This window comes from Myxococcus sp. CA033 (assembly GCF_013336625.1).
Classification (GTDB): domain Bacteria; phylum Myxococcota; class Myxococcia; order Myxococcales; family Myxococcaceae; genus Myxococcus; species Myxococcus llanfairpwllgwyngyllgogerychwyrndrobwllllantysiliogogogochensis.
Map to the genome: position 1 here is coordinate 16,703 of NZ_JABUMU010000043.1, position 15,896 is coordinate 32,598.

The 15,896-nt window shown below is 64.5% G+C and carries 10 protein-coding genes and 2 pseudogenes; 4 read left to right on the forward strand and 8 right to left on the reverse strand.

Features of this window, described 5'->3' with window-relative positions; translation table 11 throughout:
- Window positions 1-8: 8 nt before the first annotated feature.
- The 6 genes from HUA78_RS45210 to HUA78_RS47940 form a co-directional block, all read right to left on the reverse strand.
- Complete coding sequence (locus tag HUA78_RS45210) at window positions 9-1,166, reverse strand: IS4 family transposase (protein ID WP_174479075.1); 1,158 nt, start codon at window positions 1,164-1,166, stop codon at window positions 9-11.
- Between the two features lie 977 nt (window positions 1,167-2,143).
- Complete coding sequence (locus HUA78_RS45215) at window positions 2,144-2,695, reverse strand: DUF4174 domain-containing protein (RefSeq protein ID WP_217442868.1); 552 nt, start codon at window positions 2,693-2,695, stop codon at window positions 2,144-2,146.
- Window positions 2,696-2,787: 92 nt separating this feature from the next.
- Window positions 2,788-3,312, reverse strand: coding sequence for a DUF2059 domain-containing protein (locus tag HUA78_RS45220; RefSeq protein WP_174479076.1), 525 nt, complete (start codon window positions 3,310-3,312; stop codon window positions 2,788-2,790).
- Between the two features lie 437 nt (window positions 3,313-3,749).
- Complete coding sequence (locus tag HUA78_RS45225; protein WP_174479077.1) at window positions 3,750-8,642, reverse strand: RHS repeat-associated core domain-containing protein; 4,893 nt, start codon at window positions 8,640-8,642, stop codon at window positions 3,750-3,752.
- 819 nt (window positions 8,643-9,461) lie between these two features.
- Window positions 9,462-9,605: a hypothetical protein gene (locus tag HUA78_RS45230; RefSeq protein ID WP_174479063.1), complete on the reverse strand. Its 144-nt coding sequence runs from the start codon at window positions 9,603-9,605 to the stop codon at window positions 9,462-9,464.
- 258 nt (window positions 9,606-9,863) lie between these two features.
- A complete protein-coding gene (locus HUA78_RS47940) occupies window positions 9,864-11,072 on the reverse strand; it encodes an integrase core domain-containing protein (RefSeq protein WP_371745822.1) in 1,209 nt (402 codons plus the stop codon).
- Window positions 11,073-11,398: 326 nt separating this feature from the next.
- On the opposite strand from HUA78_RS47940, the gene HUA78_RS45240 reads away from it, so the two are divergent.
- From HUA78_RS45240 to HUA78_RS45255, 4 genes are all read left to right on the forward strand, one after another.
- Window positions 11,399-11,599, forward strand: coding sequence for a hypothetical protein (locus HUA78_RS45240; RefSeq protein WP_174464047.1), 201 nt, complete (start codon window positions 11,399-11,401; stop codon window positions 11,597-11,599).
- A gap of 34 nt (window positions 11,600-11,633) precedes the next feature.
- Window positions 11,634-11,963: a hypothetical protein gene (locus tag HUA78_RS45245; RefSeq protein WP_141643386.1), complete on the forward strand. Its 330-nt coding sequence runs from the start codon at window positions 11,634-11,636 to the stop codon at window positions 11,961-11,963.
- A gap of 122 nt (window positions 11,964-12,085) precedes the next feature.
- Entirely contained in the window at window positions 12,086-13,399 is a 1,314-nt protein-coding gene (locus HUA78_RS45250; RefSeq protein WP_174479079.1) for a hypothetical protein, read from the forward strand.
- Between the two features lie 560 nt (window positions 13,400-13,959).
- Window positions 13,960-14,712 (forward strand): CTP synthase, encoded by a 753-nt coding sequence (locus HUA78_RS45255; RefSeq protein WP_141643388.1) that lies wholly within the window; start codon window positions 13,960-13,962, stop codon window positions 14,710-14,712.
- A 128-nt stretch (window positions 14,713-14,840) separates the two neighbouring features.
- On the opposite strand, the pseudogene HUA78_RS45260 reads toward HUA78_RS45255, so the two are convergent.
- Together HUA78_RS45260 and HUA78_RS47945 are read right to left on the reverse strand one after the other, a co-directional pair.
- Window positions 14,841-15,707: pseudogene (locus HUA78_RS45260) on the reverse strand (IS3 family transposase); the annotation flags it as partial.
- Window positions 15,707-15,896: pseudogene (locus HUA78_RS47945) on the reverse strand (ISNCY family transposase); the annotation flags it as partial. The pseudogenes HUA78_RS47945 and HUA78_RS45260, both read right to left, overlap by 1 nt.

Here is a 15,896-nt window from a genome sequence, read left to right on the forward strand (position 1 = left end):
CCATCCCCTCAAATGAAACCGAGCGCTTCTTGGAAAACCCGATGGCCGTGAAGGAGTTCGGCGAAGCGCTCGACGAGAGGACGTAGGCGCTCCTCCTTCATCATGGGAATGGCTTGGTAATACATGCAGCCCTGACGGAAGAGCGAGTAGGTGCGCGTCTTGACGGTGTTGGCCTTCAGGCCCGTCTCCATGCCGAGACTCTCCCCGGCGGCGCCCAGCAGCGTCAGCAGCACCTGGGCCAGGGCGCTCACCAGCAGCAACCTGTCCCTGCGCTCGGGACTCTTCACGCGCACCGAGGACAGCCCCATCCCGAATCTCAAGTCCTTGACGTCACGGAACGTCTCTTCGCACGAGAAGCGCTGAGAGTAGAGGTCCACCACCTGGCGCTCGCTGGCGCCCTCCAGGCTGGTGGCCAGACACCAAGGCTCCTTCATGCCCTTCTGGTGCACCAGCACCACCGCGGGCACCTGTGTCCGGCCCGCCGTGACGCGCACGTCCGTCAGTTTCTTGGCGTGGCCGCTGGCAGGAATCCACTCGGCCGCAGGACGCTGGTGGCCCCCTTCCACCTCCACCCGTACGTCCTTGCGAAAGCGCACCACGTACTCGAAGCCCGCCTGCGCCAGCAAGGCATACAGCCGCTGGTCCGCGAAGCCCCGGTCCGCCAGTATCGTCACCTTCACCCTTTCGGGCACGCACTCCTTCAACCGCAGCAGCAGCTCATCCTCCGAGTGGGCCCGGTTCCCCGCCAGGGCGCTCTTCTGCAGCGTCAGCCACAGCAGGGGCGTGGTGCGCCCGTGCGAGGTGACGAGGCTGGCCACCAGCGTGGTGTGGTCATCGGCCTCGAAGTCCGTCCAGTCCAGCGCCACCACCGCCTCGGTGCGCTCGGCCAGCACGTATGGCACCCACGAGGCCGCCAGCTTCCACACGTCCACTGCCTCGTTGGACAGCAGTCGGTCAACCTGCTTGATGCCGTGCTTCTGCACGCCGCCTCGGGCCCATGCCAGCGCCTGGCCAATGGCCTGCACCGACAAGGAAGCCGCGTGCACCACTCCCAACGTCGCATGCGACAGCGACAGCACTCGCTTGGCCTGCAGGTCCTCCTCGAACAAGCTCTCCAGGAACGCCCGCACCTGCTCTTCGTTGATGGCCACCTTGCGTACCAGCATGGCCTCTCCTCCTGCACCCCTGCACTCCGCTTCGCACGGAGCTGTCAGGTAGGCGCCTGGCGATCTGCTCGCTCAAATGCGGGGATAGCTCATCCCAGGTCCCTCGCGCGTCGAGGCCATGCGACCTTCACCTACCCCGTGCTTCGCCCGCGAGCCCACGCCCACCGCCACGACGCACTCTCTGTGAAGCGGGCGGCCAGAGGGTCAGAACCATGGACGAGAGGTCACCCCCGGTGTAGTTTGCGGACATTCATTCGGACCCCGATTGAAGGGCTCGCCCAGTCCGTCTTTGAAACCACTTGATATTACTCGGCTTTCGGCCCTCAGAGAGTTTGAGTCCTCTCAGAGAATCGCCGAGAACGAGTTCGCGTAGGGCTTCGTTCGGGGAGCTACTTGAAAGGCCCTACCAACTGGTAGGGCCTTTTTTGTTTAACAAGGGCCTCGCGATGACATCGCGGGGCCTTCGTGCTTAAGCCGCTGAATCCCAAGGGATTTTGCCTCGCGGTGCTGAAGAGGGCGCTCTCAGCCCTCTTCCCCAGAGAGCAAGACGCGCCCTCCTCTCCGCCGCCGATTGGGCTCTCTGGACCGCTCTTTCACCCGTTTTGGGGAGAGAGAGGCCGAGAGTGGTTAACAGTTTTGTTAACCACTTCGGACCACCGATTCTGACAATCCCTGGCTTTCGATGTCGTACCTTCCAGGGTTACGCCATTTCCCTCTTTCAGAATGCCGAAATGGGCGACCTGTTAACCGAGAGAGCGAAAAAGGGCTCGCCGTTACTCGGTATCCCCGATTTCGTCGTGCGGCGCAGACTCTCCGAGACGGCTCTCAGACTGCCTTGGCCGAGTCTTCGGCCCCCGGAAGCTACCGGCCGGCGCACCCGTCCAGAGCCTCCCGAGAAACTTCGAGAGCCCCAAGACTCCGCAGAGCACCCGCCCCTCTCGGGGCTTCACGGTGCTGCTGCGGGCCCCACGGGAGGGTCAATCCTCCAGCGGCTTGGGTGGCTTGGGCGGCGCTGCCGGCTTACCGGGCTTGCCTTGCTTGGCGTCGGTCGTGGCCGCCACAGGTGCTGAGGCGGTGACGGCCTTCTCGCTGGCCGGCAGTTCATCCACGGCCTTGAAGATGGTCTGAGGCTCGACCCGCCCACCCGAATCGTCGTCCTTGAGAACGTGCCGCTCGCCGTCCTTGCCCACCAGGATGACCTTGGTCCCGCTGCTGGCACCCAGCTTCAGTTCGCGGATCAGCGCCATGGTGGTCTGTTGATCGAGGGGCTTGTCTTCGCGTTTGCCGAGCATGCTGGCGACGGTGAAGAGCACCAGGCTGCGTTCCTTGAAGGCGGCCTGGGTAGCCGGATCCATCAGCGCTTCGTTCAGCCCTCGTAAGGTCGGGTCGGCGGCACTGGGCGCGATGATGACCAATGGCCGTGACTTGCCCAGCTCCTGGGCCAGGGGTGCGTCGCTGTCGGCAGCGAGAACGGGGCCGGCGACAATGAGCAAGGCAGCGAGGGTCAGTGACCGGACGAGCATGCGCATCTCCTTAAATGTTCCCGAATCTCAGTGACTACAGCTCCTGGCGAAAGATCCGACACGGGCGCGTAAGCCATCCGCACCGCCGAGTGGTCCACTCAATTCCTCTCCGGAGAGGCGGCCTTGCCGGCGTTCGGGTCGAGTTGCTTGGTCATGTCTTCGAGCAGCTTGTTGACCACCGGAACGGCAGGCTCGAGGCTCTGTTGAGTCAGCTTGGCTGACAGCTGGGTGACCTTGGGCATCTCGCGCAGGACTTTCTTGCCCAGCGGCGACTCGTAGAACTTGACCAACTCATGCAGCTCGCTCTCGGTGAAGGTTGCCGTGTACAGGTCGACCATTTGCGGCCTGAGCTTTCTCCAGCCGATGGCGTTGTCCAGGGCAGCGTTGGCCTTGGCCTGGTAGCTGTCGAGGACGGACTTCTTCGAGGGAGGCGCCTTGGTCTCCGCGAAGCGCTGGTCGAACATCTGCTGGACCTGTATGTACACCGCAGTGCCTTGATTGTGGGCATGGGTCAGGGTCAGGAATTTCTCGGCAGCGGCGTTATGGCTGGCGGTGGCAGCAAGCACCTGGCCACTGGCACATGCCAGTGCGACGGCGACACAGAGGACACTGAGACGGGTCATTGCAATTCCTTCATGAAAGGGAGGCGGATACCTCAGCGTAGAGCCTCCTTCGGCGTGGCAGGCATTGTCCTCAGGTGGCAAGACGAGCAATGGAACCGCACTTTCAAATCAGGACCCAAAGTGCGGTTTCAAACCCGCAGAGGAGTGAGCGAGGCATGAGCCGTATCGAGACGGACAGTCTGGGCCCGGTCGAAGTTTCAGAGGACGTCTACTGAGGCGCGCAGACCCGGCGTTCGCTATTCAGCGGCGCCATTGGCAAGGAATGCATGCCGACGCGTCTTCTCCGCGCCAACGAAACGCTCGCTCAGTGGATTGACATTCTCTTCAAGCCACTCTCTCCGACGTGCTTCAAGAACCCGTCAACGCTCCTCGCTCGTCCCCGGTAGGACTGGCCCGGGGGCAGAGACAACATAAGGCAAGCACTGGGATAGAATCCTTCACCGGAAGAGAAGGAAGGCCGTAGGGGCCGATGTGCTCTCTCCCTGGTCACTCGTCCGCCGATGAGAGGCGGTACCCGCAGAATCCCCAGAGGCTGCATTCGGTACCGGAGCGTCGAATTCGACATCGAGCTTCCGATAGGCCGTCAGCTTCGTCTCCGCGCGGCCCCCCACTCCCGGAACTCTCAACTTCTGCAGGTCGTAGCTCCCAGACCGATGCGGCAGCTTGATGAACCGCTTGGCGAGCTGATTGATCTCATCAGAGAACTGACCGGCGACGCCGCCCACCCCGCCTCCTCCTACTCCCGAAGCCAGCAACATCTTCCAGTCCACTGTCCCCGTCTTCGCCAGCTCCAGCGTGCTGCCCTCAAAGGTGCTCTCGACGGCACCACCGACGAAGCCCGCCAGGGCCTTGCTGGCCGTGGCCAGACGGCCGGTCTCCCCTGCGAACTTTTTGGCCAGTGCCACACCGCCCTGGGTCACGGAACTACCGAGGGCCCCCGCCACAGCCCCCAAACCGATGTCTATGCCCAGGTTCTTGTTGAAGAACTGCTCGGGCCCCCAGTCGTTCTCGCCCCACGAGTTTCCAATCGCAGAGACTGCGTTGCTGGCAATGGCCCCGGCGACTCCGGCGGTGGCGGCGATGCCAACGTTGACTGCGCCGGTGACGAGGGTGCTCGAGCCGGCGATGAGCCCCGCTGTCGCGCCACTCAAGGCGCCAGCGGTGGCGACGGTCGCGGCGATGCCCACCACGACGGCGGCCCCCATGGTCAGCCATTGCCACCAGGCCGCGTTCCCGGAGGGGTCGACCAGCATGATGGGATTCCCCGAGCAATAGCTGTAGCGGTTGAACATCACCGCGCTGTCACGTGAGAGGAATCGCATGAGCTGGGGGTCGTAGTAGCGCGCACGCAGGTAATAGAGCCCCGACTCCGAATCCCGATACTCGCCAGCGAAACCGAAAGGGTTGTCCTGGATCCGGAAGCTCCCGGGGTCGTTCCCGCCCGTCGAAGCGTCGAGCTCGCCATAGGCGCTGAAGCGACTTCCCGAGAGCGTCTGCCCCAGGAGGCTGGCCACCACGTGGCCCTGGTCGTGGACGAGTGCCTGCACGCCGCTGCCTTCCACGCGCCGGGTGAACCGGACCGCTCCCGAGAGCTGATAGCTGGCGCTCGTCGAGCCCTGGACCTCGTTGACGAGGTTCGGCACCGGATTCTGGTCGTAGAAGTAGTTCACTGGCGTGGCTGCCGATTCCTGCTTACTCGCCCGAAGTCCGTCGGGATGGTAGGTGTACGAGAACCGAGCGCCCGCGGCCTCGAACGCGGTGAGCTGGCCCAGCACGTTGAAGCGAAAGGCCCGCCCCGTCCCGTCCTCGACCAGGTTGCCATTGCTGTCATAGCGCAGGGGCCGCTCCGGGGTGCCAGACGCCTGGACGGCGACCAGCTTGTTGTCCGCGTCGTACTGGAAGGTGGTGGCCTCCTCCCCCTCCGGTGGGCGGCGAACCGTGCGCTCCACCACGTTGCCTGCCGCGTCGTAGGCATAGGTCCGGCGCGTGAGAAGCCCTCCCTCTGGTGCCGATACCTCCTCCTGGGTGAGCTGGCCGATGCCGTTGTACTGGTAGGCGACATGGTGATTCAGGCTCGGGTCCCGCGGGGCATGGGGGGAGGAGAGAACCTTGCGGGTGAGGTTGCCCGTGGTGTCGTCATACGCGTAGGTGATGTGCACCAACGCGTCGGCGGCGGAGAGCGCCGGGGAACGAGCCGTGGCGGCACCGATGCGACCGAAGCCATCGTATTCGTAGGTGACGGACACGCCGTTGGCGAAGGAGACTGACTTGACCTTGCCACTGTGCCCTGGAGCCTCGGACCGGGTGTAGTGGGAGAACGTCACGGCGTCGGTGGTGCCCGTCGCGGGGCCCATCGAAAGCAACTGACCGTTCGCGGTGTATCGGAAGTGGGTCACGACGCCCGCCGCGTCGGTGAAGCGGGCCAGCAACCGGGTCTCAGGCTCGTACTGCCACTGCATCTGCCGGTCTCCCGGCTGGTAGCGGGCGGAGGTCACCTTGCCATCGACCTGGTAGGTGTATTCGATTCGGCCCTGGGGCTGGTCGTCCACCTGGTGCTCAATGGACAGCAGGCGGTGGGTGGCGGCGTCGTGGCTGTACTCGAATCGCTGCCGCGTCCCGGCATCAGAAAACGTCTTGCGGACGAGGGCACCGGCGGCGTCGTACTCATGCCGGAACGTGTTGCCCGCGAAGTCCGTCTGGGTCTCCAGGTTGCCGTTCGCGTCGTACGAGAAGGCCTCGCTCTGGCCCAGGGAATGGACTGACTGGACGAGGAGCCCCGTCGCGTCGTGTCGATAGGTCGGGCCCTCGGCGGACACCCTGCCGCGTGCATCGGTCAGGGTCTTGGTCGTGCGAATCACGTTGCCAAGCAGGTCCCGCTCGTCGGTCCGGACCACCGTCGTCCCATCGCCGCCCTTCACCTCGGTCTTCCACTCATCGCCCAGGACGTCGCGGTGAAACCGCCGACTGAGGCCTGACGTCGAGACGTCTCCCAGTTGCGTGAAGACGACGCGACCCTGACCGTCATGGCCTGTCGTGGTGACCCTGGGGCTCCCTGGCGAAGCGGGGAACACCTCCTCCTTGAGGACGTTGCTGTGGTCGTCGAAGTGAAGCGTCCGGGTCCGGATGCCGTTGTAGGACTCGGTCTGGGTGCCGGCCACGTCGTCATACTCATGGGAACGGACGTTCCCCAGCGCGTCGGCGAGCTGGCTCAGCCGCCCCCGAGGGTCATAGGCGTGGGTGAGAACCGAGCCGTCGCCCAGGATTCCCTGCTCACGGGCGAGACGGCCCAAGGAGTCGTAGGTGCGAAGGTACAGAGTGCGCTGAGCCCCTTGGGGACCGGCATTGTCCGCATGGCTGACCCACTGCCCGAAGCCGTCATGGCGGAGTGTAGCCTGGTAGCCATTGGGATGGTGGATGGTCGTCGTGAAGGCCGCGTCGTCATAGGCCCAGAGGGTGGTGTTTCCCAGCGGCTCGACGGCGCTCGTCTTGCGCCCCAGCGCGTCGTGGGTGAAGCGAGTGGCGTGGCCAGCGGCGTCTGTTTCAGAGAGGGGGAGGCCCGTCGAGGTATCGATGAGCCGGCTCGTGGTGGCCCCGAGCGCATCCGTGTGCTGAACTGTCAGCAGGTGGCGGCGGCTGCTATCATGGAGGTAGGCCGTCCGGCTGTGGGTGTTCGCGGGGACGTGGTCACCGGGCTCGTGCCAAGCGTAGTCCTGACGAGAGACCCGCCCCTGAGAGTCGTACTCATAGCTCGTGCGCCGCGAAGGGCTGAAGCGACCCGACACGACAAAGCCCAGCTCGCTGAGCGCGACGAGGCGTCCATCGGAACTCAGGGTACGAGCGAGGCGGGTGACCACGGGCTGGTCGCTCAACTTCCCCGTGGCGCGGTAGTCGGAAACGTCCTTCTCGAGCTCCTGGCCGAAACGAGGGTCAAAGGAGGTGGATTCCACCTTCTCCAGTTTGAAGTCATCGCCCGGGGACGCGGTGTAACTGCTCGTGCGCGTGACCTGGCCCGCGTCGTTGTAGGTGTTGACCGCCTTGCGCGCGCGGAAGGCCCGCGTGTCGCCAGGATTGTAGGTTCGGGTCTCCACACTCGCGACGAGCTGGTAGTAGGGAGAGAGACTGTTGAAGGGGGGAAAGGTCTGGCCAGCGCCTTCGTCTGGATAGGTATAGAGCCGAGTGGAGATCAAGTCTCCAGGCTGACTACTCGAATACACGTCGGCCTGTAGCTCGAGGTGGAGATTGTTGTAGGTGTGCTGGGTGAGGGTGACGCCGTCGTCGACGGTCGTGGTGTAGCGAAAGAGATTGTCCCGGCTCTCGAGCAGGCTGTCCTCGCCGGCCAAGGTGTACTTCGGATGGCCCGTGTAATTCTGCTTGTTGCCAGCAGGGTCGAAGTCGAACTTCGTCTTCCGCTCCGCGCCCTGGCAGGTGCGGACGAGTTCGGAGACGACGTCGAGGCGCCGTTCTCCCGCAGCGCCCTTGCTGTAGATCAGGCTGTAGGAGAGCGTCGTGATGAACTGGTCGGGGGATGCGATGCGCGACAGCAGGTTGCGCAGCATCTGCCCGCCGTCATAGGTGAACGTGGTCCGCTTTCCGGTCGGGTCCCGGTAGGCCGTCAGCTGACCCGCCGGATTGCACTCGTAGGCAAAACGCAGCGGCTCCTCTTCTCCCTTGGGCAAGGTGACTTCGATGACTTCATCCGAATAATCGAACCAGATCTCCTGTCCGTAGGTGTCGACAATCCTTATCAACTTCGCATCATATGCATCATTGGGCGTGCTGTAATAGAAGAGGATGCGGTTGCCATGGGCATCCGCCCGGGCGATAAGGCGGCCTCGTAGGTCGAAGTATTGACGCTCCCCCTGCAACGAGACGAGGACGTGCAGGTAGCGCTGGCTGCTGTCGTAGGGCAGGGACGGCTGGTCATTGTGCGCTTCCAGCTTCACGTCCTGGAGGCTGTAGTACTTCATCCCCTGGGCCCATCTGGAATCCACGGTGTAGGACTGTTGGCCATTGAGTACGATTTGCCCACCGGCGATGTAGCTCAGCCTATACTGCCAGTTCGTGGGCAGTCCGAGGACGCGCCGGGGTGGGCTGCCGTCGCTCTGCATGTACTCGATGCCGAGGTCGACATCGAGCCCACCAATTCCGGGCAGCACAGGGGCCGCAACGGAAAGCCGCAACTTTCCGGTGCGCTGGTTGACCTCGGGGTGGATCAAGTCACGAAGGTTGTTGGCATTGGAGGGGTCATTGCCCTGGGCCGAGCGCTCAGGGCCCGTCAGGATCTTCTTGCCGTCTTGGCCAGAATTTTCAATTTCATTGGAGGGCGACATTTTCGTATCCTGACGTCCGGTTGCAATTACTGAGCTCTTTGCCAGAAGAGCGCCATGTGGCAGGCTCCTCCCGCGAGGTCACTCATGGAGAACTTAGCGTGGGCCGCCTCAACTTCGGTAAGGGGTCGCTCTCCTTCTCCATTCAAGAGACTGCAGACCTCCTGAAGGTGCCTTTCGTATTGGGTGCCATCGGTGAACACCCACGTCCGTTGCTGCCAAGGACCCGTCAGAGTGTGGGGTGGCGGAGCGCCTGCGCTGCTGTTGTAAATAACAGCCCCATGCGCTTTTCCTCCATTCACATCGGAGTGGCCGACTTTTGCCGTTGCCGACACGTTAGAGTTAAGCCCATTCAACTGAGTCACCACCCTGCCAATGACATTGGCAGCAGAACTGGTGTCAGCGAAGAGTTGATAGGTCCAGGCCATGACGTGTCCTCCCGATGCCAGAATGAAATCTGGCGATTTGAGCAGCGAAGCCTATTAATGCCACTGAAGAAACAACCCCTGCCGGCCAAATCGAACCCTCAATCACATTCCAAAACAAGCAGCCGAGCAGACACCATCAACGTTTATGTCCAGCACCAACAGTAGCCACCCACAATGAGTGCCCCACATGTCAATGCAATGGACCTAGAGACGGTCATGCCTCGAGTCCGCCACGACACGCACGCCCCTCATCCGCTGGAAGTGCACCTGCCGTCGGACCAGGGAGTGCCTCTCTGCACTCCCTGTGCGACAGGCCTCCCCCTCGCACTGTCGCTTCTTCAATACTTGGCTGCTGGCTGACGGCTTCCGTTCAGTCGGCCGGCCCGCTGCTCACTCATTTCAAGTGCCGCTCTGCCGCCTTGAAGAACTGCGTGAGCGAATATTCCAGCAGCGACTGGCGGGACTGCATGTACCGGCGGGCACGGAGGAAGGGCAGCCAGACGCGCTCCTGGGACTCCTCCATCTTCTGCCGCAGCACCCTGTGCCTACCCAAAATTCAGTCGCTGCGTCATGAGTGCGTCAAGGCTGCGTCAAAACGTGCGTCATGACGCGAGCGATGCGCATGACGAGCCGCTGGGGCCTCCCTTCCGTTTGATAGGGGTCGGAATTATGCCCGGCGCAGACGCCTCAACTCCTCTCTGCCTGCGTGTGGACACTCCCCAACCCTCCTGCGAACGCAGGTAGGCTGGTGCAGCACGCGCGGGTCTACGAGGGTGTTGTTGGAAAGATCGCGACTCTACGCAGCGCGGCGCTCGTACCTGTGGTGGAGCCCGAAGACCTCCCGTAGCTCTATCACCTTGGCTCCATGCTCCGGGCCCTGCACCTTACGCGTCTCGGGCGCATCTTTCCCGAGCGACAGGTGCGTCCGGCTCGCATTGTAGTAGCACTGGTACTCGCGCAGCAGGCGCCGAGCGTGGGCTTCGTTCAGGACGACGACATGGTCCAGCAGCCCCCTACGTATCGAGCCGATGACTCTCTCCGCATAGGGATTCTGCCACGGACACCATGCTGCACTCGGCACCTCGCGAATCCCCAAATGGGTAAGCGTGGCGCGAACACCCTCCGAGTAGAGCTTGTCCCTATCTCGGTGCAAGTACCTCGGAGCACTGGTCCAGGGAAAGGCCTCTCGCATCTGCTGCTTCGTCCATTCTTCCGTCGGGTGCGCTGTCACATTGAGGTGGAGGATTCGCCTGTCTCGGTGACTCACAACCACAAATCCCAACAGCATTCCAAACGTCGCAGTCGGAATGACAAAGAAATCCATCCCCGCGGACTCCGCCAGATGCAAGCGCAAGAAGTTCCGCCATGTTGGTGACGGTTTCGGCGCTCCCCTTCCCGGTCTGGGCATGTACCGAGCGACCGTTGTCTGGCCTACTTCCATCCCCAGCTTCAACAACTCCCCATGAATGCGCGGGGCACCCCATGTCGGGTTGGATTCAGCCATGCGCCGAATCAACGCGCGCAGCTCCGGAGTTGCCCGAGGCCGCCCCACCCGACTCCGGGACTTCCAGCGCCAAAAGAGCCGAAAGCCCATCCGATGCCACTTCACCACTGTCGCCGGCTGAACCAGGCACAGTGGCCTCCGCCAACCCTGCCAGAGGCGTTGGAGAACGACCCAGAAGATGCGGTCGCCCCGGGCAAGCCTCGGGGACGGGCGCTTCTCACGGAAGACTGCGAGTTGCTGGCGAAGAGCCAGGTTCTCCAGCGCCAGCTCCGAACGGCTCCGCAGGGCCGAGCGCATCGTCTCGACCAGCGTCTTCACGAAGACCCGCGTCTTGCCATTCTTGCCGACTGTAGCTGGCAGGCCAGAATTCTGCCACGCCCTATCACGCACCGCCTGCTGCCACATAGACAGCCGTGCACGCTCACCCACCTCCACCCCTTCTGCCCTCCGCATGCATTGGGAGCCCTGCACTCTTGGGGACCCATTCGAAGTACCGTGCATGAAATGAAGCGTTCGCTGACGCACGCGTGGCACTGGATTCGAATTTTCGGTGGCCACAACCTCCGGGAGTGCGCACACCGCATGCTCCACGCATCGGAGTAGACGGGAGCAGGGTCGAGCAAACCAAAGGCCGCATTTCCATGAAACACCTCGACCCACAAACACTGCTCATCTGTCGCGAAGAAAACAGCCCCTGGTGCGGGCTGATACGATGAGCGAGTCCCTCCACCTCCAGCCGCACTCCATACAGAGCACCGTTCCAGGACGCCTGTGACAATCTCATCCAGAAGCACCCGCCCTGACGCCCCGCACTCGGAGAGCCCTCCATGTCCGTGCTGAGCGAAGCCGACCTCCAGCGGGACATCCACGACGGCATCATCCGACTGGCCGGGCCCTTCCAACGGAGTGGCGGACGAGGGTCGAGCCTTCCTCTGGAAGAAGACCGGGCTGTCTCCGGCGCCGCCGAGGAACAGGCCATCCGGCTGGCACTCGGACGAAGGGGCTCCCCGGAAGGACGGCGAGGGTGAATGGGCTTCACGACCTGCCCGTGCCGGAGGCGCCGTGAGTGAGACCAACGGCTTTGCTTGGGAGGGTACGTGTCCGAGCTGCCATGTCGAGGTCAGGGTCATCTTCCGGTCCCATGTCGGTTTGTTGGACGACCAGGTCTTCGAGCGGGGGGAAGACGTCTTCGGCCGCGAGACGAACAAGAAGCACCCCGTCCATGCACCTCGATACGAGCTTCGAAGCGGCAGCTTCTGGGCCTATGGCGTCGATGCGTGCCCGCATTGTCTGACGGAGCTGTGGAGTCGCGTGTTCGTGAGGAACGGTCGCTACGAGTCGTTGGTGCTCACGACGCCCCCCGAGGACCCTCTCTTCTGGGATGAGCTGTGAGCCTGGCCTGGATGACCGGGCAGGCAGATGGAACCTCGAGCCGGCCACTTTTTTCCGCGCGGGTGCGAAGGAACCCAGCCTCTCGCGTTGAACCCAGTCAGCCATGATAAGGAGATGCTCCCATGCGAACTGGCCTCATCGTCCTCGCGCTCGGCGCGCCGCTCTTCCTGGGGTGTGGTGACTCCGGGGATTCCGAAGAACCGAACGACTGTCCCACCACGGGCCAGGGCACGCTGGAGGTCACCATCCGCGGGCTCCCCTCCTCCACCGCCTCCATCGTCACCCTGCGCAACGGGAACGGGCTGCGGATCATCGATGCCTCGCGCAGGCTGGAGGGGCTCTCCGCGGGCACGTGGAACCTCCTTCCCGAGCCCACCGGCGGGAACGGGCCGCTGATTCGCACGGCCTATGACGCACCGACCTCCCAGGTCTGCGTCCGCGACGGGCAGACGGCCACCGCCACGGTCGACTATGCGCTCGTCCCCAGCAGCCAGAAGCTGTGGCTGTCCACGAGCAATGGCGCCGCCGAAATCGAGGCCTTCTCCGCAGAGAGCCTCGGCGCCTCCGGGAGCCCCTCGGCCACGGTGTTGCTCGACTCCACCCCGGCCATCCCCCGCGCCTCAGGGCTCGCGTTCGACCGACGAGGCAACCTCTGGGTGGCGCTCGGCTCGGGGGAAATCCGGCGCTATCCCGCCCGGAACCTCGGCGCCTCGGGTGTCCGCGCGCCCGACGTCACCCTGACGGGCAGCGCCCTGCGCGGAGGCGTCCCGGGCCCCATTGCCCTCGCCTTCGACAGGATGGGGAACCTCTGGGTCTCCGTCGGCTTCAGCGACAAGGTGCTGCGCTTCGGCGCCGCCCAGCTCACCGCCAGCGGCTCGCCCACGCCCGAAGTGGAGCTCTCGGGGCTCGGCGAGCCGAGCGCCCTGGCGTTCGACGCCGAGGACAACCTGTGGGTGGCGGACAGCGCCAGCACCGGCTCCCGCGTGCACCGGGTGGGTAGCGTGCGCCTGGTCACGTCGGGCACGGTGACTCCCGAGACGAGCATCGACGCCAAGCCCACTCCGGATGGCGTCAGCTTCTCCGGCCCCTCGGGGCTCGCCTTCGACGAGGAAGGCAACCTGTGGGTCGCCTATGCCGCGAGTGGCATCGTCGCCCGGCTCACCCCCAGGGAGCAGGGCGACGCGGGCCCACGGACCGCCACGCCCGCAGTGTGGCTCGACGTCGGGGGCCCTAGGGAACTCGCCTTCGACGAGGAGGGCGGGCTCTGGCTGGGCTACGATTCCGGCGACATCGGCCGCTTGAGCCCGGGCCAGCTCGCCGCCACCGGTGCGCCGACGCCCCAGACTCTCATCTCCAGCGCCGACCTCGGCGTCACCCACGGCGTGGCCATCTATCCCGCCCCCGCCAACCTGCCCCTGTTCCACGGGCTGGACTGACGCTCGGCCCCCGGCGCGAAGGCCACTCTCCGCGCCGGGTGTCGCGCTGGCAGTACGGCATCCCATCCGTTTTGCACACACGGCCCGCGCCCCGGAGCGTCCCGCCCGCGAACACGCTTCGAGGGCGCTCGACAGGTCGCCGCGGGCAGGCTCGCTCAACGGTGACGGCTCAGCCTCCCTCGGAAGTACCACCACCATTGCCGCAGATGTAGCAGGACGGCTCACGCCCGCACGAGTTCGGGCCGCGCGCGCCTGGCCGTCCAGCCAGTAGCGGCTCTCCGTCTCCGCACGCAGATGGCTCTGCACCCAGCCGGCGAGCATCGGCATCTGCTCTTCAACGTTGGAGCGTGGCAGCTTCGCGCCGCGCGCCAGCATCGCGCTGAGGAAGCCATGGACGGCACTCGCGCGTACCGGAGCGGTCCTCCAACGAGCCCTCGGCTTGCCGCTCAGGCACTGGTTCCTTGTCGCGCGCAGGCCGAGCTGCTATCCGTCAGGTCCCTGGCGTATCCCGCTCGCGCTGATGTCGCGAATCTGGAGCGGTCAAACCGTCAGGAGACACCTTGAAATCCCCCGTCGTCCGCATCGGTCTCGTGGGAGACCGCAGTCCTGCAGTGCGTGCGCATGGCGCCATTCCCGTGGCCCTCGACCTCGCGAGCAAAGTGCTCGGTGTGGTGACCGAGCCAACGTGGCTGAGCACACGCGAACTCGACGGCACACTCGCGCAGACGCTTCCCTCGTTCGCCGGCATCTGGTGCGTGCCTGGCAGCCCATATGAGAGCATGGACGGCGCGCTCGGGGCGATTCGCGTGGCGCGTGAACAAGGCATCCCGTTCCTCGGTACCTGCGGCGGCTTCCAACACACGCTCATCGAATTCGCACGCCACGTCCTCGGACTCAACGACGCGGACCATGCCGAGTCCAATCCGGACGCCGTGATGCCCCTGGTCGCCGCACTCTCCTGCTCCCTTGTCGGCGTCCAAGGGCAAGTGACCCTGACCCAGGGCTCACATGTGGCTCGGGCCTTCGGTCGCACCCGGTCCACCGAATCCTACCACTGCAACTACGGGCTGAACGCACGCTACCGGCACATGCTCGACGGCACCGCGCTGCGCATCACCGGAGAGGACGAAGCGGGCGAAGTGCGCGTCCTGGAACTCATGGAGCACCCCTTCTTCATGGCCACCCTGTTCCAGCCCGAACTCACCGCGAGCACCGGCCAGCCCCATCCGCTCATTCAGGCCTTCCTCACGGCGGCCTCCGTCCGGGCGGCCCATCCCGCTGTTGCGCGGGAAGTCACCACACACCCGGTGTAGCTAGCAAGAAGCCTCAATCGCTTGGACCTGTGGCTCTCCAGAATTCGGTCGCTGCATCACGCGCGCGTCAGCCCCGTCACAGCACTGGGCAGCGCGTGCTGACCTGCCTGGATCCTTCGGACCACTGATTACGAGAGAGGTGCCGGCCGGGATGGGTTGGGTACCATTGCTTCGCACTGCCGTCGAAATTCCAGAGGTGTGAGGTAGCCGAGGCTCGAGTGTGGCCGGACCAGGTTGTAGTGCTGCCGCCACGCCTCGATGACAACCTTCGCCTCTACCCTGGAACGAAACCATTCCATGCTGAGGCACTCGTCGCGAAAGCGTCCGTTGAAACTCTCGTCGGTGCCGTTCTGCCAGGGCTTGCCCGGCGCGATGTGCGCCAGCTCGATGCGAGCCTCCGCGGCCCACCGCAGGATGGCCGAGGCGACGAACTCCGGCCCGTTGTCACTGCGCATGTGCCTGAGTGCCCCTCTTTGACTCACCAGCTTCGACAGCACCTCGACTACCCGTCCAGAGCGGATGGCGCCCGCGACGTCGATGGCGAGGCACTCGCGCGTCCACTCGTCCACCACCGTGAGGCATTTGAGCTGCTGTCCGTTGGCGCGGCCGTCGAAGACGAAGTCGTAGGCCCACACCTGGTTGGGCCCCGTCGCAGGCAACGGACGCGGGCGACTGGCCGCCACTCGCCGCCTGGGCCGTTTGCGCGGCACCTGCAGGCCCTCCTTGCGCCAGAGCCGATACGCCCTGGCTGGACACATGCGGTGACCGTCCCGTCCCAAGAAGATGCGGATGCGACGGTAGCCGTACCTCGGGTACTGCAGGGCGAGCTCGCGCATCCGCTCCACGACAGGCCTCTCCCGCTGTCCCTTCTGCGACACGTCCCCCAGGGCCGAGCGCGCCACCCGCAACAGCCTGCATGCTCGCCGGGTGGACAGCCCCCGGGCCCGGGCATACTCCACCTGCTGTCTTCGCGCGGGGGCGCTCACCATTTTTTCTACGCCGGCAAATATGGCCTGAGCCCCTCTTCGATGCCTCGGAGGTAGCCATCCGGGTTGGCCCGGAAGCGCCGGCCCAGGATGCGAGGGACGCGCCGCTGCTCAAGCTGAAAGCGCAGTCTCTGCCAGTCATTGATGTTCCTAGGTTCCAGGTAGGGGCCGTCAAGCGCAGGCAGAAGGAATGCCGAG